The organism is Blastococcus sp. SYSU D00669 (assembly GCF_054050715.1).
On the sequence record NZ_JBJGZV010000035.1, the window covers coordinates 13,413 to 36,527 of the forward strand.

At 73.5% G+C, this 23,115-nt stretch carries 24 protein-coding genes; 16 read left to right on the forward strand and 8 right to left on the reverse strand.

Going from position 1 to position 23,115, the window contains the following annotated elements:
• Positions 1–198 precede the first annotated feature (198 nt).
• From ACI8AF_RS20875 to ACI8AF_RS20890, 4 genes are all read right to left on the reverse strand, one after another.
• Positions 199–1,170 carry a nucleoside hydrolase gene (locus ACI8AF_RS20875; protein WP_456541671.1) on the reverse strand — a complete coding sequence of 324 codons (972 nt, stop codon included), beginning with the start codon at positions 1,168–1,170 and terminating at the stop codon, positions 199–201.
• On the reverse strand, positions 1,158–2,222 hold the full coding sequence (locus ACI8AF_RS20880) for a LacI family DNA-binding transcriptional regulator (RefSeq protein ID WP_456541672.1): 1,065 nt from the start codon (positions 2,220–2,222) through the stop codon (positions 1,158–1,160). Before ACI8AF_RS20880 ends, ACI8AF_RS20875 begins: the two co-directional genes overlap by 13 nt.
• A gap of 134 nt (positions 2,223–2,356) precedes the next feature.
• On the reverse strand, positions 2,357–3,073 hold the full coding sequence (locus ACI8AF_RS20885; protein WP_456541673.1) for a gluconate 2-dehydrogenase subunit 3 family protein: 717 nt from the start codon (positions 3,071–3,073) through the stop codon (positions 2,357–2,359).
• A gap of 31 nt (positions 3,074–3,104) precedes the next feature.
• Positions 3,105–4,763, reverse strand: coding sequence for a GMC family oxidoreductase (locus tag ACI8AF_RS20890; protein WP_456541674.1), 1,659 nt, complete (start codon positions 4,761–4,763; stop codon positions 3,105–3,107).
• A gap of 601 nt (positions 4,764–5,364) precedes the next feature.
• On the opposite strand from ACI8AF_RS20890, the gene ACI8AF_RS20895 reads away from it, so the two are divergent.
• From ACI8AF_RS20895 to ACI8AF_RS20910, 4 genes are all read left to right on the forward strand, one after another.
• Positions 5,365–6,042 carry an NAD(P)-binding domain-containing protein gene (locus ACI8AF_RS20895; protein WP_456541675.1) on the forward strand — a complete coding sequence of 226 codons (678 nt, stop codon included), beginning with the start codon at positions 5,365–5,367 and terminating at the stop codon, positions 6,040–6,042.
• 1,052 nt (positions 6,043–7,094) lie between these two features.
• Positions 7,095–7,745 (forward strand): chemotaxis protein CheB, encoded by a 651-nt coding sequence (locus ACI8AF_RS20900; RefSeq protein ID WP_456541676.1) that lies wholly within the window; start codon positions 7,095–7,097, stop codon positions 7,743–7,745.
• A gap of 65 nt (positions 7,746–7,810) precedes the next feature.
• Positions 7,811–8,566, forward strand: coding sequence for a Crp/Fnr family transcriptional regulator (locus tag ACI8AF_RS20905; RefSeq protein WP_456541677.1), 756 nt, complete (start codon positions 7,811–7,813; stop codon positions 8,564–8,566).
• A gap of 46 nt (positions 8,567–8,612) precedes the next feature.
• Positions 8,613–8,927, forward strand: coding sequence for a hypothetical protein (locus ACI8AF_RS20910; protein ID WP_456541678.1), 315 nt, complete (start codon positions 8,613–8,615; stop codon positions 8,925–8,927).
• Between the two features lie 26 nt (positions 8,928–8,953).
• On the opposite strand, the gene ACI8AF_RS20915 is transcribed toward ACI8AF_RS20910, so the two are convergent.
• A complete protein-coding gene (locus ACI8AF_RS20915; RefSeq protein WP_456541679.1) occupies positions 8,954–9,763 on the reverse strand; it encodes a GAF and ANTAR domain-containing protein in 810 nt (269 codons plus the stop codon).
• Between the two features lie 72 nt (positions 9,764–9,835).
• Entirely contained in the window at positions 9,836–10,591 is a 756-nt protein-coding gene (locus ACI8AF_RS20920; protein WP_456541680.1) for a VOC family protein, read from the reverse strand.
• A 108-nt stretch (positions 10,592–10,699) separates the two neighbouring features.
• On the opposite strand from ACI8AF_RS20920, the gene ACI8AF_RS20925 reads away from it, so the two are divergent.
• The 7 genes from ACI8AF_RS20925 to ACI8AF_RS20955 are packed head-to-tail and all read left to right on the forward strand — an operon-like array spanning position 10,700 to position 17,752.
• Positions 10,700–12,067, forward strand: a complete 1,368-nt coding sequence (locus ACI8AF_RS20925; RefSeq protein WP_456541681.1) for a glycosyltransferase — start codon at positions 10,700–10,702, stop codon at positions 12,065–12,067.
• Positions 12,064–13,179 carry an exosortase/archaeosortase family protein gene (locus tag ACI8AF_RS20930; RefSeq protein ID WP_456541682.1) on the forward strand — a complete coding sequence of 372 codons (1,116 nt, stop codon included), beginning with the start codon at positions 12,064–12,066 and terminating at the stop codon, positions 13,177–13,179. The genes ACI8AF_RS20925 and ACI8AF_RS20930 overlap by 4 nt, the downstream gene beginning before the upstream one ends.
• Positions 13,179–14,225, forward strand: coding sequence for an ATP-grasp domain-containing protein (locus tag ACI8AF_RS20935; protein WP_456541683.1), 1,047 nt, complete (start codon positions 13,179–13,181; stop codon positions 14,223–14,225). The genes ACI8AF_RS20930 and ACI8AF_RS20935 overlap by 1 nt, the downstream gene beginning before the upstream one ends.
• A complete protein-coding gene (wecB, locus tag ACI8AF_RS20940) occupies positions 14,222–15,373 on the forward strand; it encodes a non-hydrolyzing UDP-N-acetylglucosamine 2-epimerase (RefSeq protein WP_456541684.1) in 1,152 nt (383 codons plus the stop codon). The genes ACI8AF_RS20935 and wecB overlap by 4 nt, the downstream gene beginning before the upstream one ends.
• The gene (locus ACI8AF_RS20945; protein ID WP_456541685.1) at positions 15,370–16,074 is read left to right on the forward strand and encodes an HAD family hydrolase; all 705 of its coding nucleotides are present in this window, start codon (positions 15,370–15,372) and stop codon (positions 16,072–16,074) included. Before wecB ends, ACI8AF_RS20945 begins: the two co-directional genes overlap by 4 nt.
• 54 nt (positions 16,075–16,128) lie before the next feature.
• Entirely contained in the window at positions 16,129–17,070 is a 942-nt protein-coding gene (locus ACI8AF_RS20950) for a hypothetical protein (RefSeq protein WP_456541686.1), read from the forward strand.
• Positions 17,063–17,752 (forward strand): PIG-L deacetylase family protein, encoded by a 690-nt coding sequence (locus ACI8AF_RS20955; protein WP_456541687.1) that lies wholly within the window; start codon positions 17,063–17,065, stop codon positions 17,750–17,752. Before ACI8AF_RS20950 ends, ACI8AF_RS20955 begins: the two co-directional genes overlap by 8 nt.
• 21 nt (positions 17,753–17,773) lie before the next feature.
• On the opposite strand, the gene ACI8AF_RS20960 is transcribed toward ACI8AF_RS20955, so the two are convergent.
• Positions 17,774–18,139, reverse strand: a complete 366-nt coding sequence (locus ACI8AF_RS20960) for a winged helix-turn-helix transcriptional regulator (RefSeq protein ID WP_456541688.1) — start codon at positions 18,137–18,139, stop codon at positions 17,774–17,776.
• Between the two features lie 126 nt (positions 18,140–18,265).
• Here ACI8AF_RS20960 and ACI8AF_RS20965 point away from each other — a divergent pair, with 126 nt between their 5' ends.
• The 5 genes from ACI8AF_RS20965 to ACI8AF_RS20985 are packed head-to-tail and all read left to right on the forward strand — an operon-like array spanning position 18,266 to position 22,365.
• Positions 18,266–19,114: an SDR family oxidoreductase gene (locus tag ACI8AF_RS20965; protein WP_456541689.1), complete on the forward strand. Its 849-nt coding sequence runs from the start codon at positions 18,266–18,268 to the stop codon at positions 19,112–19,114.
• A 48-nt stretch (positions 19,115–19,162) separates the two neighbouring features.
• Entirely contained in the window at positions 19,163–20,122 is a 960-nt protein-coding gene (locus tag ACI8AF_RS20970) for a metal ABC transporter substrate-binding protein (RefSeq protein WP_456541690.1), read from the forward strand.
• Positions 20,119–20,925, forward strand: coding sequence for a metal ABC transporter ATP-binding protein (locus tag ACI8AF_RS20975; protein WP_456541691.1), 807 nt, complete (start codon positions 20,119–20,121; stop codon positions 20,923–20,925). The genes ACI8AF_RS20970 and ACI8AF_RS20975 overlap by 4 nt, the downstream gene beginning before the upstream one ends.
• Position 20,926: 1 nt before the next feature.
• Positions 20,927–21,952 (forward strand): metal ABC transporter permease, encoded by a 1,026-nt coding sequence (locus tag ACI8AF_RS20980; RefSeq protein ID WP_456541692.1) that lies wholly within the window; start codon positions 20,927–20,929, stop codon positions 21,950–21,952.
• Entirely contained in the window at positions 21,949–22,365 is a 417-nt protein-coding gene (locus ACI8AF_RS20985) for a Fur family transcriptional regulator (protein ID WP_456541693.1), read from the forward strand. Before ACI8AF_RS20980 ends, ACI8AF_RS20985 begins: the two co-directional genes overlap by 4 nt.
• Positions 22,366–22,423: 58 nt before the next feature.
• Here the strand turns inward: ACI8AF_RS20985 and ACI8AF_RS20990 are convergent, their stop codons facing one another.
• Positions 22,424–23,050 (reverse strand): hypothetical protein, encoded by a 627-nt coding sequence (locus ACI8AF_RS20990; protein WP_456541694.1) that lies wholly within the window; start codon positions 23,048–23,050, stop codon positions 22,424–22,426.
• Positions 23,051–23,115 lie beyond the last annotated feature (65 nt).

Below are 23,115 nucleotides of genomic sequence, written 5' to 3' on the forward strand. Positions count from 1 at the left end.
TTCGCATTTTCCGGAAGTCGCGTCACGGCGTTCCAATCGGCCCTGTGCGTCGCCGCAGAGAGTTCGGGACGCGGTGGTCAGCTGCTTGTTTTTGGCACAGCGCGAGCAGGGAAGGGCACTGCCCTGTGGGCACTGCCATTCCTGGAGAACTGTTCTCGGGCGGGACCCTCCCCCGCCGCGCTGCCTCGCGGGCGCTACCTACAGGCCGTTCACCATGCGGTCGGCGAACAGCTGCGTGAATCGGTCGGCATCGACATCGACGGCGACGTGCATGTTCGCCTTCTTCTTCTTCGGGATGGTCCGAAGGATGTCGTTGCGAATGAGGAGGTCCCGCGGCACCAGGGTCGGCGCGTACTCAGCCGCGACGTGAATTTCCGCTGTGGTGATCAAGCTGGGGTCGTAGGCGACCGCGATGGTGAGCGGGTCGTGCAGCCAGATTCCGGTGAACTCGGTCGGAATGCCGACGCTCAGATAGATCTGCCGTTCCTGCTCCGGCCACGGCTTGAGGATCCGAGCCACCATCTGGGCCGACTTGCTCGTGCCGCTCTGCATCGCGTCGATCTGCGCCTGGGTCATCGGAACGCGAAGTGTGACGTCGATGGGGACCAAGGTGATGTTCGCCCCGGACTCCAGAACGATCTTGGCTGCCGTCGGGTCGTTGTTGAGGTTGTACTCCTCGATGGGCGAGCGGGTGATCCCCTTCTCGTCGACGACGGGCACGATGACGCCGCCCATGATGATGAGGTGCTTCAGGTCCCGGACGAAGTCGGGGTACTGCCGGATGGCCGCGGCCACGTTCGTGACGGCACCGAGCGTGCACACCGTGATCTCGCCCGGGTTGTCGCGCACCAGGCGGACGAGGAACTCGACGGCGGACTCCTTCTCCGGCTTCTTCTCGGGCCGGCCGTCGTCGAAGATGCCTTCGCCCTCGAAGCCGAACATCAGCGCCTCGGCCTCGCCGAGCGGGTCACCGATGCCAGCGAAGACGGGGACTTCAGGACGGCCGATGAACTCCAGCACCTTGCAGGCGATTTCCGCCCGGAGGCCGGTGTCGCCGTAACACGTCGTCACGCCCTCGAACTGGACCTCCGGCGAATTGGCGGCGAGCAGCACAGCGAAGGCGTCGTCGTAATAGGTGCCAATATCGGTGTCAACGATCAGTCGCTCCACGCTTCATCCTTTCTCGGTGCCCCCGAACCATTCGGTGGCAATCCTGTTGATCCGCGGACCACGAGTGAGACAGGGAGGACCACGGTGCCGGTCGGCCGCTCGGCCTCCGGCATTGCGAGGATCTCGACGGCGCGTTCCCCCATGGCCAGGGCGTCCTGGCGGACTGTCGTCAAGGAGGGCGCCGTGAATCGGGCATAGATCACGTCGTCGAACCCGACGAGCGAGAGGTCATCCGGGACGGACCGGCCCCTCTCCAGCGCGGAGGACAGCGCGCCCATTGCGATGAGGTCGTCCCCGGCGAAGACGGCCGTGAACTCGACTGCGCGCCGGTCGAGCTCCTCGAAGGCTCGCGCGCCGCCGTGCTCGGAGAACTCGCTCTCGACCAGGAGCGCGTCGTCGATCTCGATGTCGGCCGCGCGTAGAGCGTCCAGGTAGCCCTGCCGGCGGTCGGCGCTCAGCGGCACGTCGGCGGGACCGGCGATGTGGGCGATCCGCCGGTGACCCAGCTCGATCAGGTGGCGGACCGCGAGCTCACCTCCAGCGCGGTTGTCGGACTGGATGAGAACCTGGGACGAGCGCTGCAGGGGCCGGTCGAGCGCGATGAACGTCAGGCCTGCCGACACGTACTCCGCCACCGTGTCGGCGTCGAGGGTCAGTCCGACGACGAGGATGTAGCGGACCTGACTCGCCAGCAGTCCGTCGAGGTATTTGCGTTCAAGGGCTGGCTCGGCCTCCGTATTGCAGATCAGAGTCGTCAATCCGCGGCGGAATGCAGCGGACTGGACTCCCTTGACGAGTTCGGAGAAGAATGGGTTTGTGATGTCCGGGAGCATCACTGCCACCATGTCGGACGTCCGCCTGGACAGGCTCCGGGCAACCTCGTTCGGCCGATAATCCATCCGCTCGGCCACAGCGAGCACGTGCGCACGGGTTCTCTCCGCCACCCCGTCCCTGCCGGCAAGCACCCGGCTTACCGTGGCCGAGGAGACACCCGCCTCCCTGGCCACGTCGTAGATGTTCGCCCTGGCCCTGTCCCCGCCAACTGCAACCATGTCCCGCCTCCGGCCCCTCGCCTCCGAATACCGAGACGCGACGGTGCCCCTCGGTGGCGTCGATCGTCGCACCGGGGTCCGAGGCGGGGCGGTCAGCGGTGGTTGCCGTCGGCGCCCCCCCAACAGACGAGTCCTCATGACCCTGTGTCAGTGGCCGCGTACGGCCACTCCGCGTCGGGGAGCATGTACTCGACAGTCGAGAACTGACCGGTCTGCGTCAGGCTCAGCGACCTCGGACCAGGAAAGCCGATCACTTCCCATCCGACATGGTTGCGGTTCCCGCCGTAGACGGGGTCGGAGTAGAAGCCCTGCCGGGTGTGCAGGACGAGCATCGGGAAGAAGTCGAGGTCGTCGTCACGGATGGGCTGGTTCGACGGGGGCGCGCCGCCGGAGCCGGCGCGCGCCTCCTCCCCGTCGACCATCGGCCTGATGTCCACGCGTTCGGGCTTCGGCCATCCGGAGAGGGCGGCCAGCACCTCGTCCTGCTGATCGGGATCGAGCTCGGTGAACGGCGTCTGGAACATGTCCCCGCTCACCCGATCCACGGTTCGCAGGCCTTCGCGGTATCGCTGCTGGAGTGCCGTCACCCGGGTCTGCCAGGCGTCCGCCTCCTTCCCTGCCAGACGGAGGAAGCCCGACCCGTCAGCACTGGCGTAGATGTAGCGGGTGCCCGACAGGTAGCGGTCGATGAAGCGGACGACGCTCGCCTCCCGCGCGCCGGGATCCTGGTCGGTCGGAATGATGCGGGCGGTAGCGGCGTCGAGAATCAGCCACTCGGCCTCGGTGAAGAACAAACGCTCGTCGGCGGCGGAGTCGTCGCGGACGATCTCCCAATCACGCTTGCTGGTCATGGCGCTTCTCCTTTCCGGTCCGGCGACTCCCTCAGGAGTCTTCAGACCGCCCCTTCGCGACTGTGTCGACGATGTGCTCAGCGCAGCGCCACGCATTCGCCATGATGGTCAGGGTCGGGTTGACACCGGGACCCGTCGGAAAACCGCTGCCGTCCAGGACGTAGAGATTCTCGACATCGTGTGCGCGACCCCATTTGTTGAGGACACTGGTTCCGGAGTCGTTGCCCATTCGCGCCGTCCCGTGCTGATGACAGGCGTTTCCGGTGGCCTGCTCGAAATACACGGGAAGAATCTTGTTGGCGCCGGCGACCTCGAGGATCTCCATGTTCTTCCGGACTTGCCAGTTGCCCAGGGTCACGTCATTGGGGTGGTTCGTGTGCGTGATCCTGGCGACCGGCTGACCCCACGCGTCCTTGATGTCGGGGTCAAGGTCGACCCGGTTGGTCTCGCGAGGGAGGTCGTTGAGCAGGACGCCCAGCTTCATGGAGTGGTTGAAGAAGTCCCGGTCGGCGTCCTTGGCGGCCGATCCCCAAGTCGGTCGGCCTGGGAAAGTCCAGTTGACAGGCGGCCCGAGGCCCGATGCCGTGATGACACAGCCGGCGAGGTGGCCGCGGCTCTCGTCGGTCTCGTAGAAGTCCATCGAGGTGCCGTTGACGTAATTTCCGGCCCAGCCGTACACCGGGTCGTGCACCTCGCGGTCGAACAGACCGATGGCGAAGAAGTATTCATGGAACGTCGCGTTGCGGCCGAGCTGTCCACTGCTGTTGGCGAGGCCGTCCGGGAAGAGGTTCGACGTAGAGGCGAGGAGTAGACGCGCTGACTCGATGGCCCCACAGCACACGATCACGGCCGAGGCTTCCTGTTCGACCATGCGGCCTTGTGGGTCCTCGTACAGCGCTCCTTTGACGTGGCCCTCTCTGGTGACGGTGAGCTGGTGGACGTAGCAATCCGCGCGCAGGTCGTAGCGGCCGGTGGCGAGGGCGTCCGGGGTGAACGCGCTCTGCGAGGTCGACTTGGCACTGGTCGGATCGCCGAACTGCTGGACGAAGCCCGGACTGACGGCTGGCGTGCGGCCCTTGTGCGGCTTCGTAACGAAGGCCTGCGGCATCGGAAAGGCGTTGTGGCCGAGCTTGGCCATGGCGTCGTAGAAGACCTTGCCGTAGCGGGAAAGCGGAAGCGGGGGGCAGGGATAGCCTGCGCTGCGGCGCCCCTCGTGCTTGTTCGCGCCGGCGAGACCGGAGACGCCGAACTCCCACTCGATCTGCGTGTAGTAGGGCTCGAGGTCGTCGTAGGTGAACGGCCAGTCGGCGAGACTCGCACCGTCGATGTCGCCGTGGATCGACCGCATCCTGAAGTCGGATTCCGTGGCGCGGGGGAACCATCCGCTGTAGTGGATGGTTCCGCCACCGACTCCCTGCGGGAGGGGCGAGAACTGCTGGACGGCGGCCTCGGAGGACTCGTCTCGGCGGACCGTCCGGGGCTTGAGCACTGGGTCTGGCCACAGGTAATCGCGGTTGATGAACTTGATCTCGTCGCCCGAGAAGTGCTCCGGCTTCAGCCAGGGGCCGCGCTCGAGTCCGACGACCCGCAATCCAGCCTCGGTGAGCACCTTCGCCACAGTGGCGCCGGACGCACCGCCCGCTCCCACGATGAGTACGTCGACCGGATCGGGATTCGTGCTGGCAGTCATCAAGTTCCTCTCACACCGGGGTGGCTTTCGACCGGACGGTTTCAAGCGGTACGTCCAGATGTCGCCAAGGCAAGACAACGGGCTGAGATCGGAGCAGTGATCCGCGCTTCTCGCGGCAGGCGCTCGCTCGTCTAGGTGTGACGTCACCGCGTCACGGCGCTGGCTCTCCGACTCGATGAAGTCTTCGAGTGGCGCGTTGTAACCGGTTACATCGGCGGGCGAAACGAGAGTGCGCTGCGTCACACGCGGGTGTCAAGAGGGGTCCCAAGATTTTTTGACGGTGCCGTTCCGCCTTGACATGACGGTGCTCAGGCGCGCCTGCAAGGGCGGGCGCCTGGTCGCACGAAGCTCGTAGACGGGCGGACACGTCCACATCGCAACGGGTTCGGGTGGCGATGCGGGTCTGCGGCCCCTAGTGCCCCGCGGCAACCGCCAGGCAGGCGCCATCGATCTCTCGCCCCGGCCTCGACGGGAGAGTGAGCCGCCGCCTGGCGGCCCGGACGGCGGGGCGGACCTCAGTCGGGCGAAGGGGACCGCTTGGCGGCGCGGCCGTGACTTGCAGCCAGCCGGGCATGTCGTATTCAGCAGCCATTTCTCAACCATGCCTTCACTGGCGGGCACCCTGGAGGATTGTCGTGAGAGAACGTTCAACCGGTCCGTTTTCGGACAGCGCCGTCGTCGCCTCGTGGGAGGTACCGGGCCCCGGGGACTAGGACTCGACCGTCGACTGGCAACGACGGGAGTGCAGGTGATGCTGGGATCCCGCAACGCGGAGCGGGCAGCGGAAGCAGCCGCCGGATTGCCAGGTCAGGCGCGCGGTGGTGACAACGAGTCCTGCACCGCCACCTGTGACATCGCAATCGTTGCGGTGCCGTACGACGGTCACCGGACATTGCTCAGGGCGGTGCGATCACAGCTGACGGGAAAGCTGGTAATTGACTGCGTGAACCCGCTGGGCTTCGACGGCAAGGGGCCTTTCGCGCTGCTGGTTTCCCGAGGGGAGCGCCTGCGAGGAGGCACGGGCGGCACTAGCGGAGTCTGCCGTGACCGGGGCCTTCCACCACCTCTCTGCCGATGTGCTGGTGGTCGGGGAGACGAACGATGGGCCACGGACTGGACGCAGCAGCTCGCGGAGAAGATCACCGGCGTGCGTGCGATCTTCGCCGGGCGGCTGCGGAACGCGCATCAGGTCGAAGCCATGACCGCGAACTTGATCGTCATCAACCGGCGGTACAAGGCTCACGCCGCTCTCCGGGTCACCGACATCCTCAGGATGTAGCCCATGTGTGAGATCCGCGGCACTACTTCCGCCTCCGTGCTGCCCGTCTCTCTGCTCTGCGCCGCGGCACAGGTGGGTGGCGCAGGATGAACGCCTCGCTGCTGTAGGTGACGATCCCCGGTCGCCCGGCCGACGCCAGCCCGGCGTTCCGCACCCGGACGCCGCGACCAGCAGTCGGTCCAGCGGTTCACCCTCGGCCATCCCGCGGGCGTGCAGCAGCGTCTCCGCCTCGGTGGCGTCGAGCGGAACGCCGCGCTCGGCGCGAGGTGCGGGCGGCGCTGCGGCACGCCGAACGCGACCCGGCGGGGCTGTCGGACGCCGCTACCTGGCGCTGCTCGGCGCCGACGGTGCGGACCTCGACGCCCTGGCCGCCGTCGCCGACCTCGCCCTCTACCGACGTCCCATGGGCCGCCTCTAGGGACACCTTCCCGCCCGTCCGCCTGAAACGGCTTGGTCTCCACAGAGGAGCTTCGGCGAGCGCCGGCAAAGGGGCTTCGGCGTCCCTGATCACCCGTGTAGAAGCACGAAACTCACCTCGGTACGAGCAGCTGAGCTCCGCCGGCCGGTGTCCCGACTCTCCTGCCCCCGCGTGCCCGTAACCCTGTCCGGTCCCGATGACCAGCGTCCCTCCGGTTGTCGCCGGTCGGGGGAAGGGTGGGCCGAAGGCCCATCCCAAGGGACGCGGAGCGCCCTTCCGGCGACCAAGGCAGCGGAACACTCCTACCGGAGGGAGCGGCGAGCACGCCGGGGCGGAAGGAGTCGGCTGCGCCGAGTGCGGCCGCGCGCCCGGAGCGGGGACCCGGTTGGTCAGCAGCCAGTCAGCAGAACTCTCGTAGAGGCCCGTCGACAGCACCCATCAGGCAATCGCAGCACTGCAGGTCAGAACCGGAACTCTGACCAAGAGTGCCGGTCAGGTAGACCCTCAACCGGTTTCCTGAACCGTGTGCCGCAGGTTCGAATCCCGCCGGGGGCACCACGCCGTCGCCGGTCAGCGTTATCGGCGGTGGCCGACCTCTGTGTCAGGTGCCGTACACACGCGTACCCTCGGCGAGGTGCCAGGGGGAGCCGCCGCCGAGCCGCGGCAGCCGTTCCGGGTCGTCGTGCTGGCGGCGTCGACCGGGGGGGTGCCCGCCCTGCGCTCGCTGGTCGCCGGGCTACCGGCGTCCCTGCCCGTGCCGGTGCTGATCGTGCAGCACCGCGCCGCCCAGGTGAGCGATCTGCTCCCGCCGCTGCTGGCGCGGGGCGCCGCGCTGCCGGTGCGCGCGGCCGCCTCCGGGGTGCTGCTCCCGGGAGTCAGCGTCCTGCCGCCGGCGACCACCGCCGACCTCACCCCCGACGGCGGACTGCGCCTGCAGCCGGCTCCGACCGTCGAGTGCGCCGACCGCCTCCTGGCCTCCGCCGCGCAGGCCCACGGCCCGGGCGTGCTCGCGGTCGTGCTGACCGGCCGGCTCGCCGACGGCGCCGCCGGTGCCCGCGCGGTCCGGCAGGCGGGCGGCCGGGTGCTCGTGCAGGACCCCGCCGAGGCGGCGGCGCCGGGGATGCCGAACGCCGCGCTGGCCACCGGCTGCGTCGAGCACGTCCTGCCCCTCCGGCTGATCGCCCCGGCGATCACCGCCTACACGATGGCCCCGGGCGCCGCCGAGCTGCTGACCGTGCCGCTGCCGCCCTGGGTCCGCTTCGACCTCGGCCCCGTCCCGGTCTGACCGGGACGAGCCCTGCCGCGCTCCCGAGCCCAGGGAGGACCGCCCCCGACCCCGGGAGCCGCACCTTGTCCCCACCACCGCAGCCGGACCGGCGGCCTCCGCAGTCCTCCGAGCCGCTCGACCCGCGGCGCAACCTGATCCTCGGCGCGCTGCCCGACCGGGAGTACGACCGCCTGAGCGAGGCGATGGAACCGGTCGCGCTCGAGATCCGCGACCACGTCTACTCGCGCAACGGCGACATCGACGCGGTCTACTTCCCCGTCGACGCGGTCCTCTCCCTGGTGGCCACCGTCGAGGGCGAGGCCGCCGTCGAGGTGGCCACCATCGGCAACGAGGGCATGTCCGGCCTGCCGGCCTTCCTCGGCACGGCCACCAGCCCGCACGACTGCTTCGCGCAGGTCGAGGGCCACGCCATGTGCCTGCCGACCCACCGCCTGCGGAAGGTGCTCCAGAACGACGGCGCGCTCCACAACCTGCTGCACTCCTACACCCAGGCCACCGTGGTCCAGCTCTCGCAGGGCGTCGCCTGCAACCGGCTGCACACCACCGAGGAGCGCTGCGCCCGCTGGCTGCTGCAGACCCGCGACCGGGTCGGAGCCGACGAGTTCACCCTCACCCAGGAGTTCCTCGCCCAGATGCTCGGGGTGCGGCGTGGCACGGTCTCCCTCACCGCCGGAGTCCTGCAGCAGGCCGGGCTGATCCGCTACAGCCGCGGGAAGATGCGGATCCTCGACCCCGAGCGCCTCCACGAGGCGTCCTGCGACTGCTACGACGTCATCGAGGAGGAGTACCGGCGGGTCGGTCTCCTCCCTCCCCCCTGACGACGGCGGTGGGTGAACAGCCCGGTCGGTGGTGATCGTCGGCGTCATGACCGCTGAGCAGCGGGCGGTCGAGGACCGCCAGCGGCTGAGCGACCGCATCGCGGTCGTGTCATCCGGAGCGGCACAGGACTGGGCGCGCTCGGTGCGCAGCCGGGCGCAGGTGCTGCGCGAGCAGGCCGCCGCGGAGCGGCAGCGCGCGGCCGACCGCCGGCGGACGGAGCGGCTCCGCGTCGGTCCGGCTGCGGACAGGGCCGGGTTCTCGCCCGGGCAGCTCCGGGCGGCCGAGGCGCGGGCCACGAACCTGGAGAAAGTCAAGCAGTGCAAGATCGCCGAGAGCGTCATCTACACCGGAGAGCTGTAGTCCACGGTCTCGCGGCCCCGCCCCGGTCAGCGCCCGCTCTCCCCTCGACCGCGGGACCGCTCCGGCAGCGCCCCGGTGGCGCACAGCTGCTGGGCGATGTCGACCAGCTTGCGGTTGGCGCGTGACGAGGAGGCGACCAGGAGCCGGAAGGCCTCGTCCCCGGTGATCTTGTAGCGCTCCATCAGGATGCCCTTCGCCTGCCCGATCACGTCCCGGCTGGCGATGGCGCCGCGCAGGTGCTCTTCCTGCTGCGCGCCGGACAGCGCGATGGCGGCGTGACTGGCCAACACCAGCCCGATGGACTCGGACTCCTCGTCGAAGGAGTGCGCGCCCCGGGCGTAGAGGTTCAGGGCACCGAGCGTGCTGCCGGTGACGAACAGCTGGAAGGACAGCATGCTCCCCATGCCGGTGCCGGCGGCCTCGGCGGCGAACCGCGGCCACCGGTCCTCGCTGTGGATGTCCTCGATGCACACGGTCTTCTGCTTCCAGACCGCGTCGAGGCAGGGGCCCTCGCCGAGCCGGTCCTGGAGCCGGTCGATCTCGCGCGGCAGGTCACCGGTGGGCGCGCGCGACTCCACCTGCCGGCGCTCGACGACGAGCGTGATGCCGCACTCGTCGGTGCCGGGCACCGAGTGCACCGCCGCGGCGGTGATCGCCCCCAGCATCGCCTCGACGTCGCCGTGCTCCTCCTGCAGCGAGCGGGCCACCTGCCCCATGATCTTGCCGAGGTTGTGCACCGCTCCCCCGCCGTCGGGACCGCTCCCGGACGCCGGCGCCGGCCGCTGGGTCTCCTCGCTCTGCTCGGACCGGTCCGCCCGGTCGGGGCCGCCACCCATCCCCGCACCCTAGGCCCGCGGCGCTCGGACCAGCGACCCTCGCCGACCGCAGGTGCCCGTGGGGACGCCACGTCACTCGCGGTGGCTCACCACGTTGACGACGGTGCCGTCCGGTGCCCGCACGAAGAACCGGCGCACGCCCCAGGCCTCGGTGGTCAGGGGGTGCACGATCTCGTAGCCGAGGTCCCGGGCCCGCGCGTGGGCGCCGTCGACGTCGTCCACGTGCAGGGAGACGACCGGGTTCTCCGGGGCGCTCGCGTCCCGGGTGACCAGCTGGAGGTGCGCCCCGGTGTCCGGCGAGGTGAAGCGCGCCACCCAGCCCAGGTCGAACTCCACGGTGCTCAGCCCCAGGTAGTCGGTGTAGAACGCCTTGGCCGCCGCGATGTCGGCCACCTGCAGGTCGGCGGTCACCCGGCGGACCCGCACGCCGCCCTCCGCCGCCGGCGCCGCGTCGCCCGACGCGGTGTAGGGCTCGCCCGGCCAGTACGCCCACTCCTCGAACGCCTCGACCCGCCCGTCGTCGGCGAAGCGCAGCACCCAGAGGTCGCGGTACTCCTGGGTCACGGGGTCCCCGTACCGCACCTCGAGCCGGACGACCGCGTCCCGCCCCTCCACCGCGACCGGTTCGGCGGACACGGTGAACGGGACCCCCTCGTCGTCGCGCCAGAACGCCTGGATGTCCGCGTGCCCGACCTTCGGCGGGTCGGCGTAGGGCGAGACCCGGTAGCGGGCGCCCTCGGTGAACAGCCGGGGCACCGCGTCGAGGTCGCCCGCCCGCCAGGCGCGCTCGTACTCCGCGACCCACCGCACCACGTCCTCCCGGTCCACGACCGGAGGTTCTCACGAGTCACTACAGCCACGGCGGGTTGCTGCCGATCACCCGTACAGGTGACGCAGGGGCCTGCGTCCGGACCGGCGAGAGGGGGTGGAACGGCGATGCCGACGTCCCCTGCCCAGGGCGACCGGCCCGGTGGCCACCGGCTCGCCCTGGCCCTCTACGCGGTCGCGCTCGCCGCCACCTGCGCCGCGTTCGGCGTCGACCCCGTCCTGGGCTCCCTCGCCGGAGCCCTCAACGTCGTCTTCGCGCTCTACTTCTTCCGGCACCTGGCCTTCGCCGTCTCCGCCGCCCGCTGGGCCGGGGCCGATCTGCTCGCCGCCGACGTCGACCTCGACGGCTGGGCCCCGCCGGTCGCCGTCTTCGTCGGCTGCAAGAACGAGGAACTGGTCGTCGACGGCATGGTCACCGCGCTGCTGGCGCTGGACTACCCGGCCGACCGGCTGACCCTCGTCGTCGTCGACGACGGCTCCGACGACCGCACCGGCGAGATCCTCGACCGCCGGGCGGCCGCCGACGCGCGGCTCAAGGTGCTGCACCGCCGGCCCGGCGCGGGCGGCGGCAAGTCCGGGGCTCTGAACGACGCCCTCGCCGGCGTGGACGCCGAGGTCGTCCTGGTCTTCGACGCCGACCACGAGCCCGACCCCTACGTGCTGCGGCGGCTGGTGCGGCACTTCCGCGACCCCTCGGTCGGCGCCGTCATGGGCCGCTGCATCATCCGCAACGGGCACGAGTCGACGATGGCCACGACGGTCTTCGTCGACTTCCTGTCGGGGTACCTGGTCAACGAGTACGGCCGCCAGGCGATGTTCGAGCTGCCCGCCTACGGCGGCGCCAACTGCGCGGTGCGGATGTCCACGCTGCGCGAGCTCGGCGGCTGGAACCCGCACACCGTCACCGAGGACACCGACCTCACGTTGCGGGTGCTGCTGCGCGGGGAGCGGGTCCGCTACGACGTCTCCGCGGTCGACTACGAGGAGGCGGTGATCAGCGCCCGCCGGTTCTGGACGCAGCGCTACCGCTGGGCCCGCGGCCACCAGAAGTGCTTCCGCGACCACTGGAAGCCCATCGTCCGCTCGCCCCACCTCTCCCTCGTGGAGAAGGGCGAGTCGATGATGTTCCTGCTCGGCTACCACGTGCCGGTCCTGACCGGTCTCGGCGTCCTGCTGAGCGTCCTGCGCGCCTTCGGCATCGGTGACCAGCCGATCATCGGCCTGCTGCCGCTGTCGATGCTGCTGTTCGTCGGCCCGCTCGCCGAGCTCTCCGTGGGCCTGCTCGTCGGCCGGGTGGAGCGCCGGGCGGCCTGGTCGCTGCTCGGCTTCCTCCCGGCCTTCGCGCTGTCGATCTGGATCACCACCCGCGCGTACGTCGACGGCATGCTCGGCCGCCCCTACACCTGGGTGAAGACCACCCGGTCCGGGTCGGTCTCGACGGTCACGCCGAAGCAGATGGCGGTGAGCAGCCGGTGACGATCCGGGTGGACACCCGCCGGCGGCGGCCGTGGCGCACCGGGGGCGGACGGCGACGGCTGTCGGTGACCGCCGAGCTGCTGCTGGCCGCCGCGGTCTGCGTGGCCGGCTACCGCTACCTCGCCGGCTGGTTCCAGGTGCACGAGGCGCGGTGGGTCGCGGGCTTCCTGAATCTGGTCGGCGTCGACCAGGTCTCCGACGTCCTGCCCGGGCGGATCCTCGTCTTCCGCGACGACGGCGAGCTGCTCAACGCCGAGGTCACCGCGTCGTGCTCGGCGGTCCTCTCGGTGCTGGGGCTGACCGCGCTCACCCTCACCGTGCTGCGCAGCCGCCGGCTGCACGCCCTCGCCGGCCTGGCCGCCGCCGTCGCCGGCGTCGTCCTGCTCAACGACGTGCGGCTGGTCGTCTCGACCCTCGCCGGGCTGTGGTGGGGCCACGGCGCGCTCGTGCTGTTCCACGACTGGGTGGGCACGATCTGGACGTTCGCGTCCACGCTGGTCGGCTTCCTGCTCATGGTCTGCCTGACCCTGCCGGCCGCCGAGCGCGCCGAGCAGAACGTGGCCGGCCACCACACCGCCCGCCGGCCGAGCAGCTGGGCGCGCCCCGGCCTGGGCTACCGGCTGCCCGAGCTCGACGAGGCCGTCCCGACCCGGCGCCGCACCCTGACCAGCCTGGTCCACCGCTTCCTCCTCCCCGGCGCGGTGTCGCGCCGGCTGGCCGCCCGCCGGGAGGCCGGCCGGATCGACTACCGGCTGGGCCACCTGCCGGCCGCGCAGCGGATCGCCCGCGTGCGCGACCTCGCCGCCGACGGGCTCGGCGCGCACACCGCGACCCTGCTCGCCGTCGCCACGTACGAGCAGGACACCCGCGTGCTCGACGCCCTGGCCGAGGCGGTGGCCGCCCGGCAGTGGGAGCCGGTGGTCAACGACCGCGTCGCCGCGCTGCGCCTGTGGGCGCGCGGCTGGCTGTTCCCGCGCACCGCCGCGCCGCCCGCGCCGGCGCCCCCGCCCGACCCCGCCCGCCGCTACGCCCGCCTCACCGCGGAGCTGGTGGCGGGCCCCGTCCCGTTCCACGACACCCGACCCGTTCCGATCGACCCCAGGGACCTCTGATGACCCTCTCCCCGCCCCTCCTGCCCGCGCCGCCGGTCGCGGCGTGGCCCGACCGGCCGCCGGCGGTCCTCGTGACCGGCGCCGGCGGTCCCGCGGGGGTCGCCGTCGTCCGCCGGCTCGTCGCGCTCGGCTCCCGCGTGGTCGCCGTCGACGCCGACCCGGCCGCCGCGGGGCCGGCCCTGGCCGACGTCGGGCTCGTCGTCCCCCGCGCCGACGCCCCCGGGTTCGTCGACGCGCTGCTGGGCGCCTGCGCGCGGTACGGCGCCGACGCGCTCGTGCCGACCGTCGCCGAGGAGCTGCCGGCCCTGGCCGCCGGCGCCGCCCGGCTGTCCGCCGCCGGGGTGGGCACCTGGCTGCCGACCCCGGACGCCGTCGACGTGTGCTGCGACAAGGCCGCCTTCGCCGCCCGCCTGCACGCCGCCGGCGTGCCGCACCCGGAGACCGCGCACGACCTCGCGGGGGTCGCGGCGGTGCCCGGCCCGTGGATCGTCAAGCCGCGCTCGGGCCGCGGCAGCCGCGGGGTGCAGGCCCTCGACGACCGCCGGACCGTGGTCGCCGCGCTGCACGCCGACCCCGGGCTGATCGTCCAGCGCCGGCTCGACGGCCGGGAGTTCACCGCCGACGCGCTCGTCGCCCGCGACGGCCGGGTGCTGGCCGTCGTCCCCCGCTGGCGGGACGAGACCAAGGCCGGCATCTCGGTGAAGGGGACGACGTTCGGCTCCCCCGCCGTGACCGCCACCGTCGCCGCCGCGCTCGCCGCGGTCGGGTTGACCGGCCCGGCCAACGTGCAGGGCTTCGTGGACGACGACGGCGCCGTCACCGTCGTGGAGGTCAACCCGCGCTTCTCCGGCGGCCTGCCGCTGACCCTCGCGGCGGGCGCCGACGTCGTCGGGACCTACCTGGCCGGGGTCCGCGACCCCGGCGCGGCGCTGCCGGAGCTGCCGTTCCGCCCCGGTGTGCGGATGAGCCGTTACTTCGCCGAGACGTACTCGAGCGAGGACGGCGCCCCCGTGGCCGACCCGTGCACCCCGGCGGTGACCGCGTGACCCGCAGCCGGCACGTGCTCGTGCCCTTCGGCACCCGCCCCGAGGTGGTCAAGCTGGCCCCCGTGGTGGCCGCGCTGTCGGCCGCCGGGCACCGGGTCACCGTGGTCGACACCGGCCAGCACACCGACCCGGCGATGAGCTCGGGCCTGCAGGAGGCGCTGGGCCTGGCGGTGACGCACCGCTTCGCGCTGCCCGCCGAGCCGGCAGTGCGCACCGGGGCGCTGTTCGCCGACGCCGCTACCGCGGTCCGGCGGTTCGCCCCCGACCTGGTGCTCGCCCTCGGCGACACCAACACGGTGCCGGCGTACGCGCTCGCCGCCCGCGCCGCCGGGGTGCCGTTCGCGCACGTCGAGGCCGGCCTGCGCAGCTTCAACCCGCGCAGCGTCGAGGAGGTCAACCGGCGGGTGGCCGCCGCGGCGGCGCAGCTGCACTTCGCGCCGACCGAGCGCGCCGCCGCCTTCCTCGCCGGCGAGGGGGTGCCGGACGAGCGGGTGTTCGTCGTCGGCAACCCGGCGATCGACACGCTCGTGGCCCGCGGGGTCCGCCCGACGCCGGTCGGCGAGCGGGCCGGCGTGCTGGTCACCGCGCACCGGCCGACCAACGTCGACGACCCGGTGCGGCTGCGCCGGCTGGTCGCCGTCGTCCAGCAGCTGGCCGACCGCATCGGGCCGGTCACCTTCCCGGTGCACCCGCGCACCGCCAAGCGGCTGGCCGACGAGGGGCTGACCCTCGAGCTGGCCGACCACCCCGGCGTGACGCTCACCGGCCCGGCTGACTACGACGCCCTGCTCGCCGCCCTCGGGTCGGCGCGGCTGGCGGTCACCGACTCCGGCGGCATCCAGGAGGAGGCCGCCCACCTCGGCGTCCCGGTGGTCGTGCTGCGCGGCTCCACCCCGCGGTGGGAGGGGGTCGAGGCGGGGACGACGACGCTGGCCACCCTCGCCGACGACGGTGCGGCTGCCGCCGTGCTCGCCGCCGCCGAGGCGCACACCCGCCCGGAGGCCCAGCAGCGCGCCGCCGCGCTGCCCTGCCCGTACGGCGACGGCAGCTCCGGCCTGCGCATGGCCGAGGTCCTGGCCGACCCGGCCACCGACCGGCTGCTCGCGCTGCCCGAACCGGACTTCACCGACGGGCGGCTGCCCTGGTGAGCGCCCCGCTCGGGGTGGTCGTCGACCTCGACGACACCCTCTACCCGCAGGCCGACTACCTGGCCGGGGCCGCCGCCGCGGTCGGCGGGGCGGCGGCCGCGGCGGGCCTGGACGGCGCCGCGGTGCACGCGGCGCTCGCCGCCGAGCTGGCCGCCGGCTCCGACACCGGCGGCACCATCGACCGGGCCCTGCTCGCCGCCGGGGTGCCGGCCGGCGACCTGCCGGCGCTGGTGCCCGGCCTGGTCGCCGCCTTCACCGGCCACGAGCCCGAGCGGCTCGACCCGTACCCCGGCGTCCGCGCGGCGCTGGCGGCGCTGGCGGCCGCGGCCCCGCTCGCCTGCCTGACCGACGGCAACCCCGTCATCCAGGCGGCGAAGCTGGCCGCGACCGGCCTGGGCGACCTGCTGCCGGTCGTCGTCGTCACCGACGCGCTCGGCGGGCGGCAGCTGCGCAAGCCGCACCCGGCCGGGCTGCTCGCCGTCGCCGAGCGGCTCGGCGTGCCCGCCGACCGGCTGCTGGTGATCGGCGACCGGCCGGGCAAGGACGTCGCCGTCGCCGCGGCCGTGGGCGCCCGCGCCATCCGCGTCCGGCAGGGCGAGCACGCCGGCGCGGCCGACGACCCGCGCGCCGCGGCCGTCACCCGCTCGTTCCCCGCCGCGGCGGAGCTGGTCCTCGCCGAGCTGGCCGGCGTCCCCGCCTGACCCCTTCGGGGGGCACCCCCCGTCCGGGTGTCCAGCGATCGGGGCGGGATGCCGATGGGAGGGGGTCGGGCGATCGTCGCCCGGGACTCGGGGACGCAGGTGGACGGCACGCGCAGGGCGACGCTGCAAGCCGGGTGGCGCACGCGCGCCGCGGCGCTCGTCGGCGCCCTCACCACCGCCGTCGTCCTCGTCCTCCCCGGCACCGCCGCGGCCACCCCGGGCTACACGCCCGGGCACGGCGACGTCGTCCCGCTGCTGAGCTGCGTCGCCCCCGACGGCCGCGGCGGGTTCACCGCGTGGTTCGGCCACGGGAACACCGGGACGGCGACCGAGCACGTCTCGCTCGGCGCGGCCAACCGCATCTCGCCGAGCCGGTACGACGGCGACCAGCCGACCACGTTCAAGTCGGGCACCTTCCACCGCGTCTTCTCGGTCACCGTCTCCAGCGGCAGCGTCAGCTGGACCCTGGACGGCGACACCGTGACGGCGAGCGCGAGCAGCTCGCCGCGGTGCACCACGAGCACGCCGACCCCCACGCCCACGCCGACCCCCACGCCGACGCCGGACACCGGCGAGGTGGTCCCGATCGTCGACTGCATCGAGCAGGAGGACGACCGCGAGTACACCGCGGTGCTCGGCTACACGAGCACCTACCGGGACACGGTCACGATCCCGCTCGGCGCGGACAACACGGTGCTGCTGGCGCGCGACCGGCAGCCGACCTCGTTCGCGCCCGGCACCCACCACGGCGTCGTCAGCGTGCGGATCACCTTCGTCGGCGCGCTGTGGGTGCTCGACGGCAACGCCGTGTACATCGCACCGGGCCGCGCGCCCGCGTGCCCGGACGAGACCCAGATGCCCGCCGAGGGCAACGACACCGCCCCGGCGCTCGCGCTGGCCGGCGCTGCCGTCGTCGGCGCACTGCTCGTCCGGCGGGCCCGCACGCGGCTCGCCGGCGGGCGGACCAGCTCGGAGCAGGAGGACGGGAATGCGTAGCGTGCTGGCCATCGGGGCCCACCCCGACGACATCGAGCTCGGCTGCGGGGCGACGCTGCTGGCCCACGCCGCCGCCGGCGACCGCGTGACCATGCTGGTCGTCACCGGCGGCGAGAACGGCCCCGGCGACGCCGGGCAGGTCGTCGGCCGCCGCGCCGAGCAGATCGCGGCCGCCCGCACCCTCGGCGCCGACCTGCGCTGGGGCGGGCTGCGCGACTGCGCCGTCCCCAACGACAGCGGCACCGTCGACGTCGTGGAGCAGGTGCTGCGCGACGTCGAGGCCGAGCTGGTGTACGTGCACGCCCCCGACGACAGCCACCAGGACCACCGCACGGTCGCCGCGGCCACCCTGGCCGCGGCCCGGCGGCTGCCCCGGGTCCTGCACTACCAGAGCCCGTCGACGCTCACGTTCACGCCGACCGTCTTCGTCGACGTCACCGCGCACCTGTCCGGCAAGCTGGCCGCCCTGCGCTGCCACGCCTCGCAGGTCGACCTGTCCGCGATGGTCGAGCCCGACGCCGTCGTGGCCTCGGCCCGGCACTGGGGCGCGCACGCGCGCATCGGCTACGCGGAGGCCTTCGCCCCGACGCGGATGGTGCTCGACCTCGTGCCGTCCCCTCGCCCGGCGGTCGACGCCGCCGCGGCGGCCGACCGGCTGCCGCTGCTGACGCCGCACTCCTGACGCCGCACCGCTGACGCCGGATCAGGCCTGCCGGCGGTCGTAGCCCTCCCGGGCCGCGACGACGTCGGCGAAGTGAGCGCGCGTCCAGTCCTCGAGCGCGGCGATGGGACCGGACAGCGTCCGCCCCAGGTCGGTCAGCTGGTAGTCGACGCGCACCGGCACGCTGGCCTGCACCGTGCGCGTGACCAGCCCGTCGCGCTCCAGCCCGCGCAGCGTCTGGGTGAGCATCTTCTGGCTGATCCCGCCGATCCGCCGGGCCAGCTCGGTGAAGCGCCGGGAGCCGCCGGACAGCTCCAGCAGGATCAGCACCGTCCACCGGTCACCGATCCGGTCGAGCACCTGCCGGCTCGGGCAGTCCGCCGCGTACGGGTCCAACTCGGCGCTCACCTGGTCACTCTCCTCCGGGTACCTACCGCACTTCGAAGTGCCTGCTCTCCCACGGGAAGCGGGCCCCCATCCTCCCGGTTCGGGTGTCCGGGCCGCGAGGGACGCGGTCCGGGAGGAGAACCGCGCATGTCGATCGTCGTCACCGGCGCCACCGGCCACCTGGGCCGCCTGGTCGTCGAGGCCCTGCTGGACCGTGGGGTCCCTGCCGCCGAGGTCGTCGCCACCGGCCGCCGCGTCGAGCGGCTCACCGACCTCGAGCAGCGCGGCGTGGCCGTCCGCCGCGCCGACTTCGACGACCCGGCCTCGCTGGCCGCCGCCTTCGCCGGCGGGGAGCGGCTGCTGCTGGTCTCGGGCAGCGAGCCCGGCGTGCGCGTGGCGCAGCACGCCCGCGTGATCGCCGCGGCGGCGGACGCCGGGGTGCGGCTGATCGCCTACACGAGCATCGCGAACGCCGACACGTCCACGCTGCTGCTCGCGCAGGACCACCGGGCGACCGAGCAGCTGCTGCGGGACTCGGGCGTGCCCTGGGTGTTCCTCCGCAACAGCTGGTACCTGGAGAACTACACGCCCCAGCTGCCCACCTACCTCGAGCACGGGGTCGTCGGCGCCGCGCGCGATGGCCGGATCAGCGCCGCCACGCGCGCCGACTACGCCGGGGCCGCGGCCGCGGTGCTCGCCACGGAGGGGCACGAGAACACCGTCTACGAGCTCGGCGGCGCGGGTTTCACGATGGCCGAGCTCGCCGCGGCGGTGTCCGCGGCCACCGGCCGGGACGTGTCGTACACCGACGTCCCGGTGGACACGTACCGGGAGGTCCTCGTCGGCGCCGGCCTGCCCGAGGGGGCCGCGGCGGGGATCGCCGACGGCGACCGCGGCGCGGCCGCGGGCGAGCTGTTCGTCGAGGGGGACGACCTGGCGGGGCTGCTCGGCCGGACCCCCACCTCGCTCGCCCAGGCGCTCGCCGCCGCCCGCTGACGACCGGGTCGCCCGGCCTCCCGACGCTATGCGAGAATGATTCTCATGATGAGGTGGACGCGGAGCGTCGGGGTGGTCGCGGCGGCGGCGGCCGCCGTGGCGGTGGCGGCGTGCGGCAGCGACGGCCAGGACGGCGGGGGCGGCGGCGGCGGGCTGACGGTGGTCGCCGGCTTCTACCCCCTGGAGTGGGCGACCCAGCAGGTCAGCGGCGACCGCGTCTCGGTGTCGTCGCTGACCCCGTCGGGCGCCGAGCCGCACGACCTCGAGCTCTCGCCGCAGGACGTCGGCGCGGTCGCCGACGCCGACCTGCTCGTCTACCTCGACGGGTTCCAGCCGGCGCTGGACGAGGCGGCCGAGAACGAGGCCGGCGACTCCGCCTGGGACGCCGGGCGGTACGCCGACCTGATCACCGGCGAGCACTCACACGAGGAGGCGGACGGCCACGAGGAGGCGGCCGGCGACGCCGACCCGCACGACGACGAGCCGGCCGTCGACCCGCACTTCTGGCTCGACCCGCTGCGGCTGGCCGACGTCGGCGACGCGCTGGCCGACCGGCTGGCCGAGCTGGACCCCGACGGCGCCGCGACGTACGAGGAGAACGCCGCCGCGCTGCGCACCGAGCTCGAGGCCCTGGACGGCGAGCTGGCGCAGGGGCTGGCGAACTGCGCGGTGACCACCCTGGTCACCGGGCACGACGCCTTCGGCTACCTCGCCGACCGCTACGGTCTCGACGTGGTCGGCATCAGCGGGCTCAGCCCCTCGCAGGAGCCCGATCCCGCCCAGCTCGCCGAGATCTCCGCGCTCGTCGCCGAGCGGGGCGTCACGACGGTGTACACCGAGACGCTGGTCGACCCCGCCGTGGCCGAGACCGTCGCCGACGAGGCCGGCGCGCGGACCGCCGTCCTCGACCCGCTCGAGGGGCTGACCGACGAGTCGGCCGGCGACGACTACGTCGCGGTCATGCAGGCCAACCTCGCCACGCTCCGGGAAGGCCAGTCCTGCACGTGAGCGCGGCAGACCGCGGGCCGGCCATCCGGCTGCGCGACGTGACGATCGGCTACGGCGACGTGCCGATCGTCCGCAACGTCGACCTGGAGGTGGGGCACGGCGAGGCGGTGGCCGTGCTCGGCTCGAACGGGTCGGGCAAGACCACGCTGGCCCGCGGCCTGCTGGGGCTGGCGACCGTGCTCGGCGGCGAGGTCGCCCTGCTCGGCTCCCCCGTCGGCCGGCTGGCCGACCGCGGCCGCGTCGGCTACGTCCCGCAGCGGCACACCGTGAGCGGCGCGGTGCCGGCGACGGTCCGCGAGGTGGTGGGCGTCGGGCGGCTGGCCCGCCTCGGCCTGTTCCGCCGCCTCGGCGCGGCCGACCGCGAGGCCGTGGCCCGGGCCGTCGAGGCGGTCGGGCTCGCCGACCGGCTCGGCGACCCGGTGGCGTCGCTGTCCGGCGGGCAGCAGCGCCGGGTGCTGGTCGCCCGCGCGCTGGCCGCCGAGCCCGAGCTGCTGATCATGGACGAGCCGACCGCGGGCGTGGACGCCGCCAGCCAGGAGGCGCTGGCCGCCGTCCTGGCCGGGGTGTCGGCCACCGGGACGACGCTGGTCGTGGTGACCCACGAGGCCGGCCCGCTCGCCGGGGTGCTGACCCGTGCCGTGGTGGTCGACCACGGCCGCGTCTGCTTCGACGGGCCGCTCGCCGGCGCCGAGCCGTACTCCGGGGCGGGGCACCACCACGCCGACGAGCCGGAGCAGGCGCCGGCCGCCGGGTACCGGCTCGACCAGCCGCGCGTGACGCCGCACGCCCGAGGGGAGCGCTGACGTGGACATCCTCGAGTACGGCTTCATGCAGCGGGCGCTGCTCGCTTCCCTGATGGTCGGCCTGGTGGCGCCGGCGGTCGGCGTGTTCCTCGTCCAGCGCCGGCTGTCGCTGCTGGGCGACGGCCTGGGCCACGTCGCGCTCACCGGTGTCGCGCTGGGCGTGCTGACCTCGACCGCGCCGGTGGGCACGGCCCTGGTCGCGGCGGTGCTGGGAGCGGTGCTCATCGAGCTGGTCCGCGCCCGCGGCCGCACCAGCGGCGACGTCGCGCTCGCCGTCCTGTTCTACGGCGGCATCGCCGGCGGCGTGGTCCTGCTCAGCCTCGCCCCGCGGGGGCAGGCGACCAACCTCGAGGCATACCTCTTCGGCGCCATCACCACCACGACGGCCGCCGACGTCGCGGTGTTCGCCGTCATCACGGTGCTGGTGCTGGGCGTGGTGTGGCTGCTCGGGCAGCGGCTGTACGCGGTCAGTGACGACGAGGAGTACGCCCGCGCGGTGGGGCTGCCGGTGCTCGCGCTGAACATCGTGCTCGCCGCGCTGGTGGCGGCGACCGTCGTCCTCTCGATGCGGGTGGTCGGGCTGCTGCTGATCAGCGCGCTGATGATCCTGCCCGCGGCCGTGGCTCAGCTGGTCGGGCGCAGCTTCCGCCGCACGCTGTACCTGGCGTGCGGCATCGGCCTGGTGGTCAGCGTCGCCGGGACGACGGCGTCGTACTACGCGGGGGCGCCGTCGGGCGGCACGATCGTGCTGCTGGCCATCGCGCTGTTCCTGGTCGTCACCGCCGCGGTGGCGCTGCGCGACGCCACGGCCCGCCGCCGCCACCGCCGCCGCGCCGACGTGCACGCGGCCCACCCGCACGAGCACGGCGAGGGCTGCGGGCACCGGCCGGTGCTGCACGAGGACCACGTCGACTACGACCACGACGGCCACCTGCACGCCCCGCACCGGACCGGCGCCGGCGTGCACTACGACGAGCACGGCGCGCACGCCGAAGCGCCGCCGGCCGGACGGGCGGGGACGCCGTGACCGCGGCCGGGGTCGACGGCGCCTCGCGCCGGCGCCCCACCCGCCAGCGCACCGCCGTCCAGGCCCTGCTGGAGGAGCTCGACGGCTTCCGCAGCGCCCAGGACCTGCACGCCCTCCTGCGGCAGCGCGGCGACGGCGTGGGGCTGGCGACGGTGTACCGCGCGCTGCAGGCCCTGGTGGACGACGGCCTGGTCGACGTCCTGCGCAGCGACGACGGCGAGGCCGTCTACCGGCGCTGCTCCCCCGCGCACCACCACCATCTCGTGTGCCGGTCCTGCGGGCGGACCGTCGAGGTCGCCGACCCACCGGTCGAGCGGTGGGCCGCCCGGATCGCCGCCGAGCACGGCTTCGCCGACGTCCAGCACCAGGTCGAGGTCTTCGGCACCTGCGCGAGCTGCCTCGCCGACAGCTGACGGGCGGCACGCGTTCGTGCGCTGCCCACAACGTGGGCAGCGCACGGGCACGGGTGGGTCAACGGCGCCGGGACGCGAGCAGGACGCCGGCGACCGCGAACCACAGCGGTGAGAGGTAGAGCACCACCCAGCCGATCGGGGGGACGAGCAGACCGACGGCGAGCGCACCCGCGGCGACGCCCAGCCCCCGCAGCCGGCGCTCGGCGGTGCGCGAGGCCACGAGGACGGCGATCCCGAACGCCGCGCCGGCCCACTGGGCGAGCGGGAAGGCCGCGTTGGACACGACCAGTCCCGCCTCCAGTGCGGTGGGGCTGACCGCGCCGAAGCCCTCGCCGACGGCACGGGCAGCCCCCAATCCGGCAGCGCTCAGGGCGAACAGGAACAGGTGCGCGACGCCCAGGGCGGGCACGACCCCGCGAGCAGCGCCGCCGGCGGGCAGCGCTGCGGCCAGTGCCGCGACCACGACCGCCGCCAGCAGCACGTAGACCCCGACGAACAGGACGGCCCGTCCGGCGGAGGACTCCTCCAGCCGGTCTGCGGCCTCCGCAGCCGACGCCGACCCGCCCAGGGGGTCCGGGAACGACAGCACCACGCCCGCGAACGCCAGCAGCGCCCCTACGCCGGCAGCAGCGATCCCTGCCCGCGCTCGCCTCCCGTCGACCGTCTTCTCCGTGGTGGTCGTCATCTCGTGCCCCTCCCTCGCTCGTGCCGACGCCTTGCCGGCGCGGAGCGACGCTAGGTGTCCGGGAC

What these genes read in the sequence shown, in the direction of transcription:
- ACI8AF_RS20880 (WP_456541672.1), bottom strand. Translation starts at nt 2,222, where the DNA reads ATGGTTGCAGTTGGCGGGGACAGGGCCAGGGCGAACATCTACGACGTG.
- ACI8AF_RS20935 (WP_456541683.1), top strand. Translation starts at nt 13,179, where the DNA reads ATGACCCTCTCCCCGCCCCTCCTGCCCGCGCCGCCGGTCGCGGCGTGG.
- ACI8AF_RS20910 (WP_456541678.1), top strand. Translation starts at nt 8,613, where the DNA reads ATGACCGCTGAGCAGCGGGCGGTCGAGGACCGCCAGCGGCTGAGCGAC.
- ACI8AF_RS20915 (WP_456541679.1), bottom strand. Translation starts at nt 9,763, where the DNA reads ATGGGTGGCGGCCCCGACCGGGCGGACCGGTCCGAGCAGAGCGAGGAG.
- ACI8AF_RS20965 (WP_456541689.1), top strand. Translation starts at nt 18,266, where the DNA reads ATGTCGATCGTCGTCACCGGCGCCACCGGCCACCTGGGCCGCCTGGTC.
- ACI8AF_RS20885 (WP_456541673.1), bottom strand. Translation starts at nt 3,073, where the DNA reads ATGACCAGCAAGCGTGATTGGGAGATCGTCCGCGACGACTCCGCCGCC.
- ACI8AF_RS20925 (WP_456541681.1), top strand. Translation starts at nt 10,700, where the DNA reads ATGCCGACGTCCCCTGCCCAGGGCGACCGGCCCGGTGGCCACCGGCTC.
- ACI8AF_RS20890 (WP_456541674.1), bottom strand. Translation starts at nt 4,763, where the DNA reads ATGACTGCCAGCACGAATCCCGATCCGGTCGACGTACTCATCGTGGGA.
- ACI8AF_RS20990 (WP_456541694.1), bottom strand. Translation starts at nt 23,050, where the DNA reads ATGACGACCACCACGGAGAAGACGGTCGACGGGAGGCGAGCGCGGGCA.
- ACI8AF_RS20895 (WP_456541675.1), top strand. Translation starts at nt 5,365, where the DNA reads ATGCCTTCACTGGCGGGCACCCTGGAGGATTGTCGTGAGAGAACGTTC.
- ACI8AF_RS20950 (WP_456541686.1), top strand. Translation starts at nt 16,129, where the DNA reads ATGGGAGGGGGTCGGGCGATCGTCGCCCGGGACTCGGGGACGCAGGTG.
- ACI8AF_RS20955 (WP_456541687.1), top strand. Translation starts at nt 17,063, where the DNA reads ATGCGTAGCGTGCTGGCCATCGGGGCCCACCCCGACGACATCGAGCTC.
- ACI8AF_RS20970 (WP_456541690.1), top strand. Translation starts at nt 19,163, where the DNA reads ATGAGGTGGACGCGGAGCGTCGGGGTGGTCGCGGCGGCGGCGGCCGCC.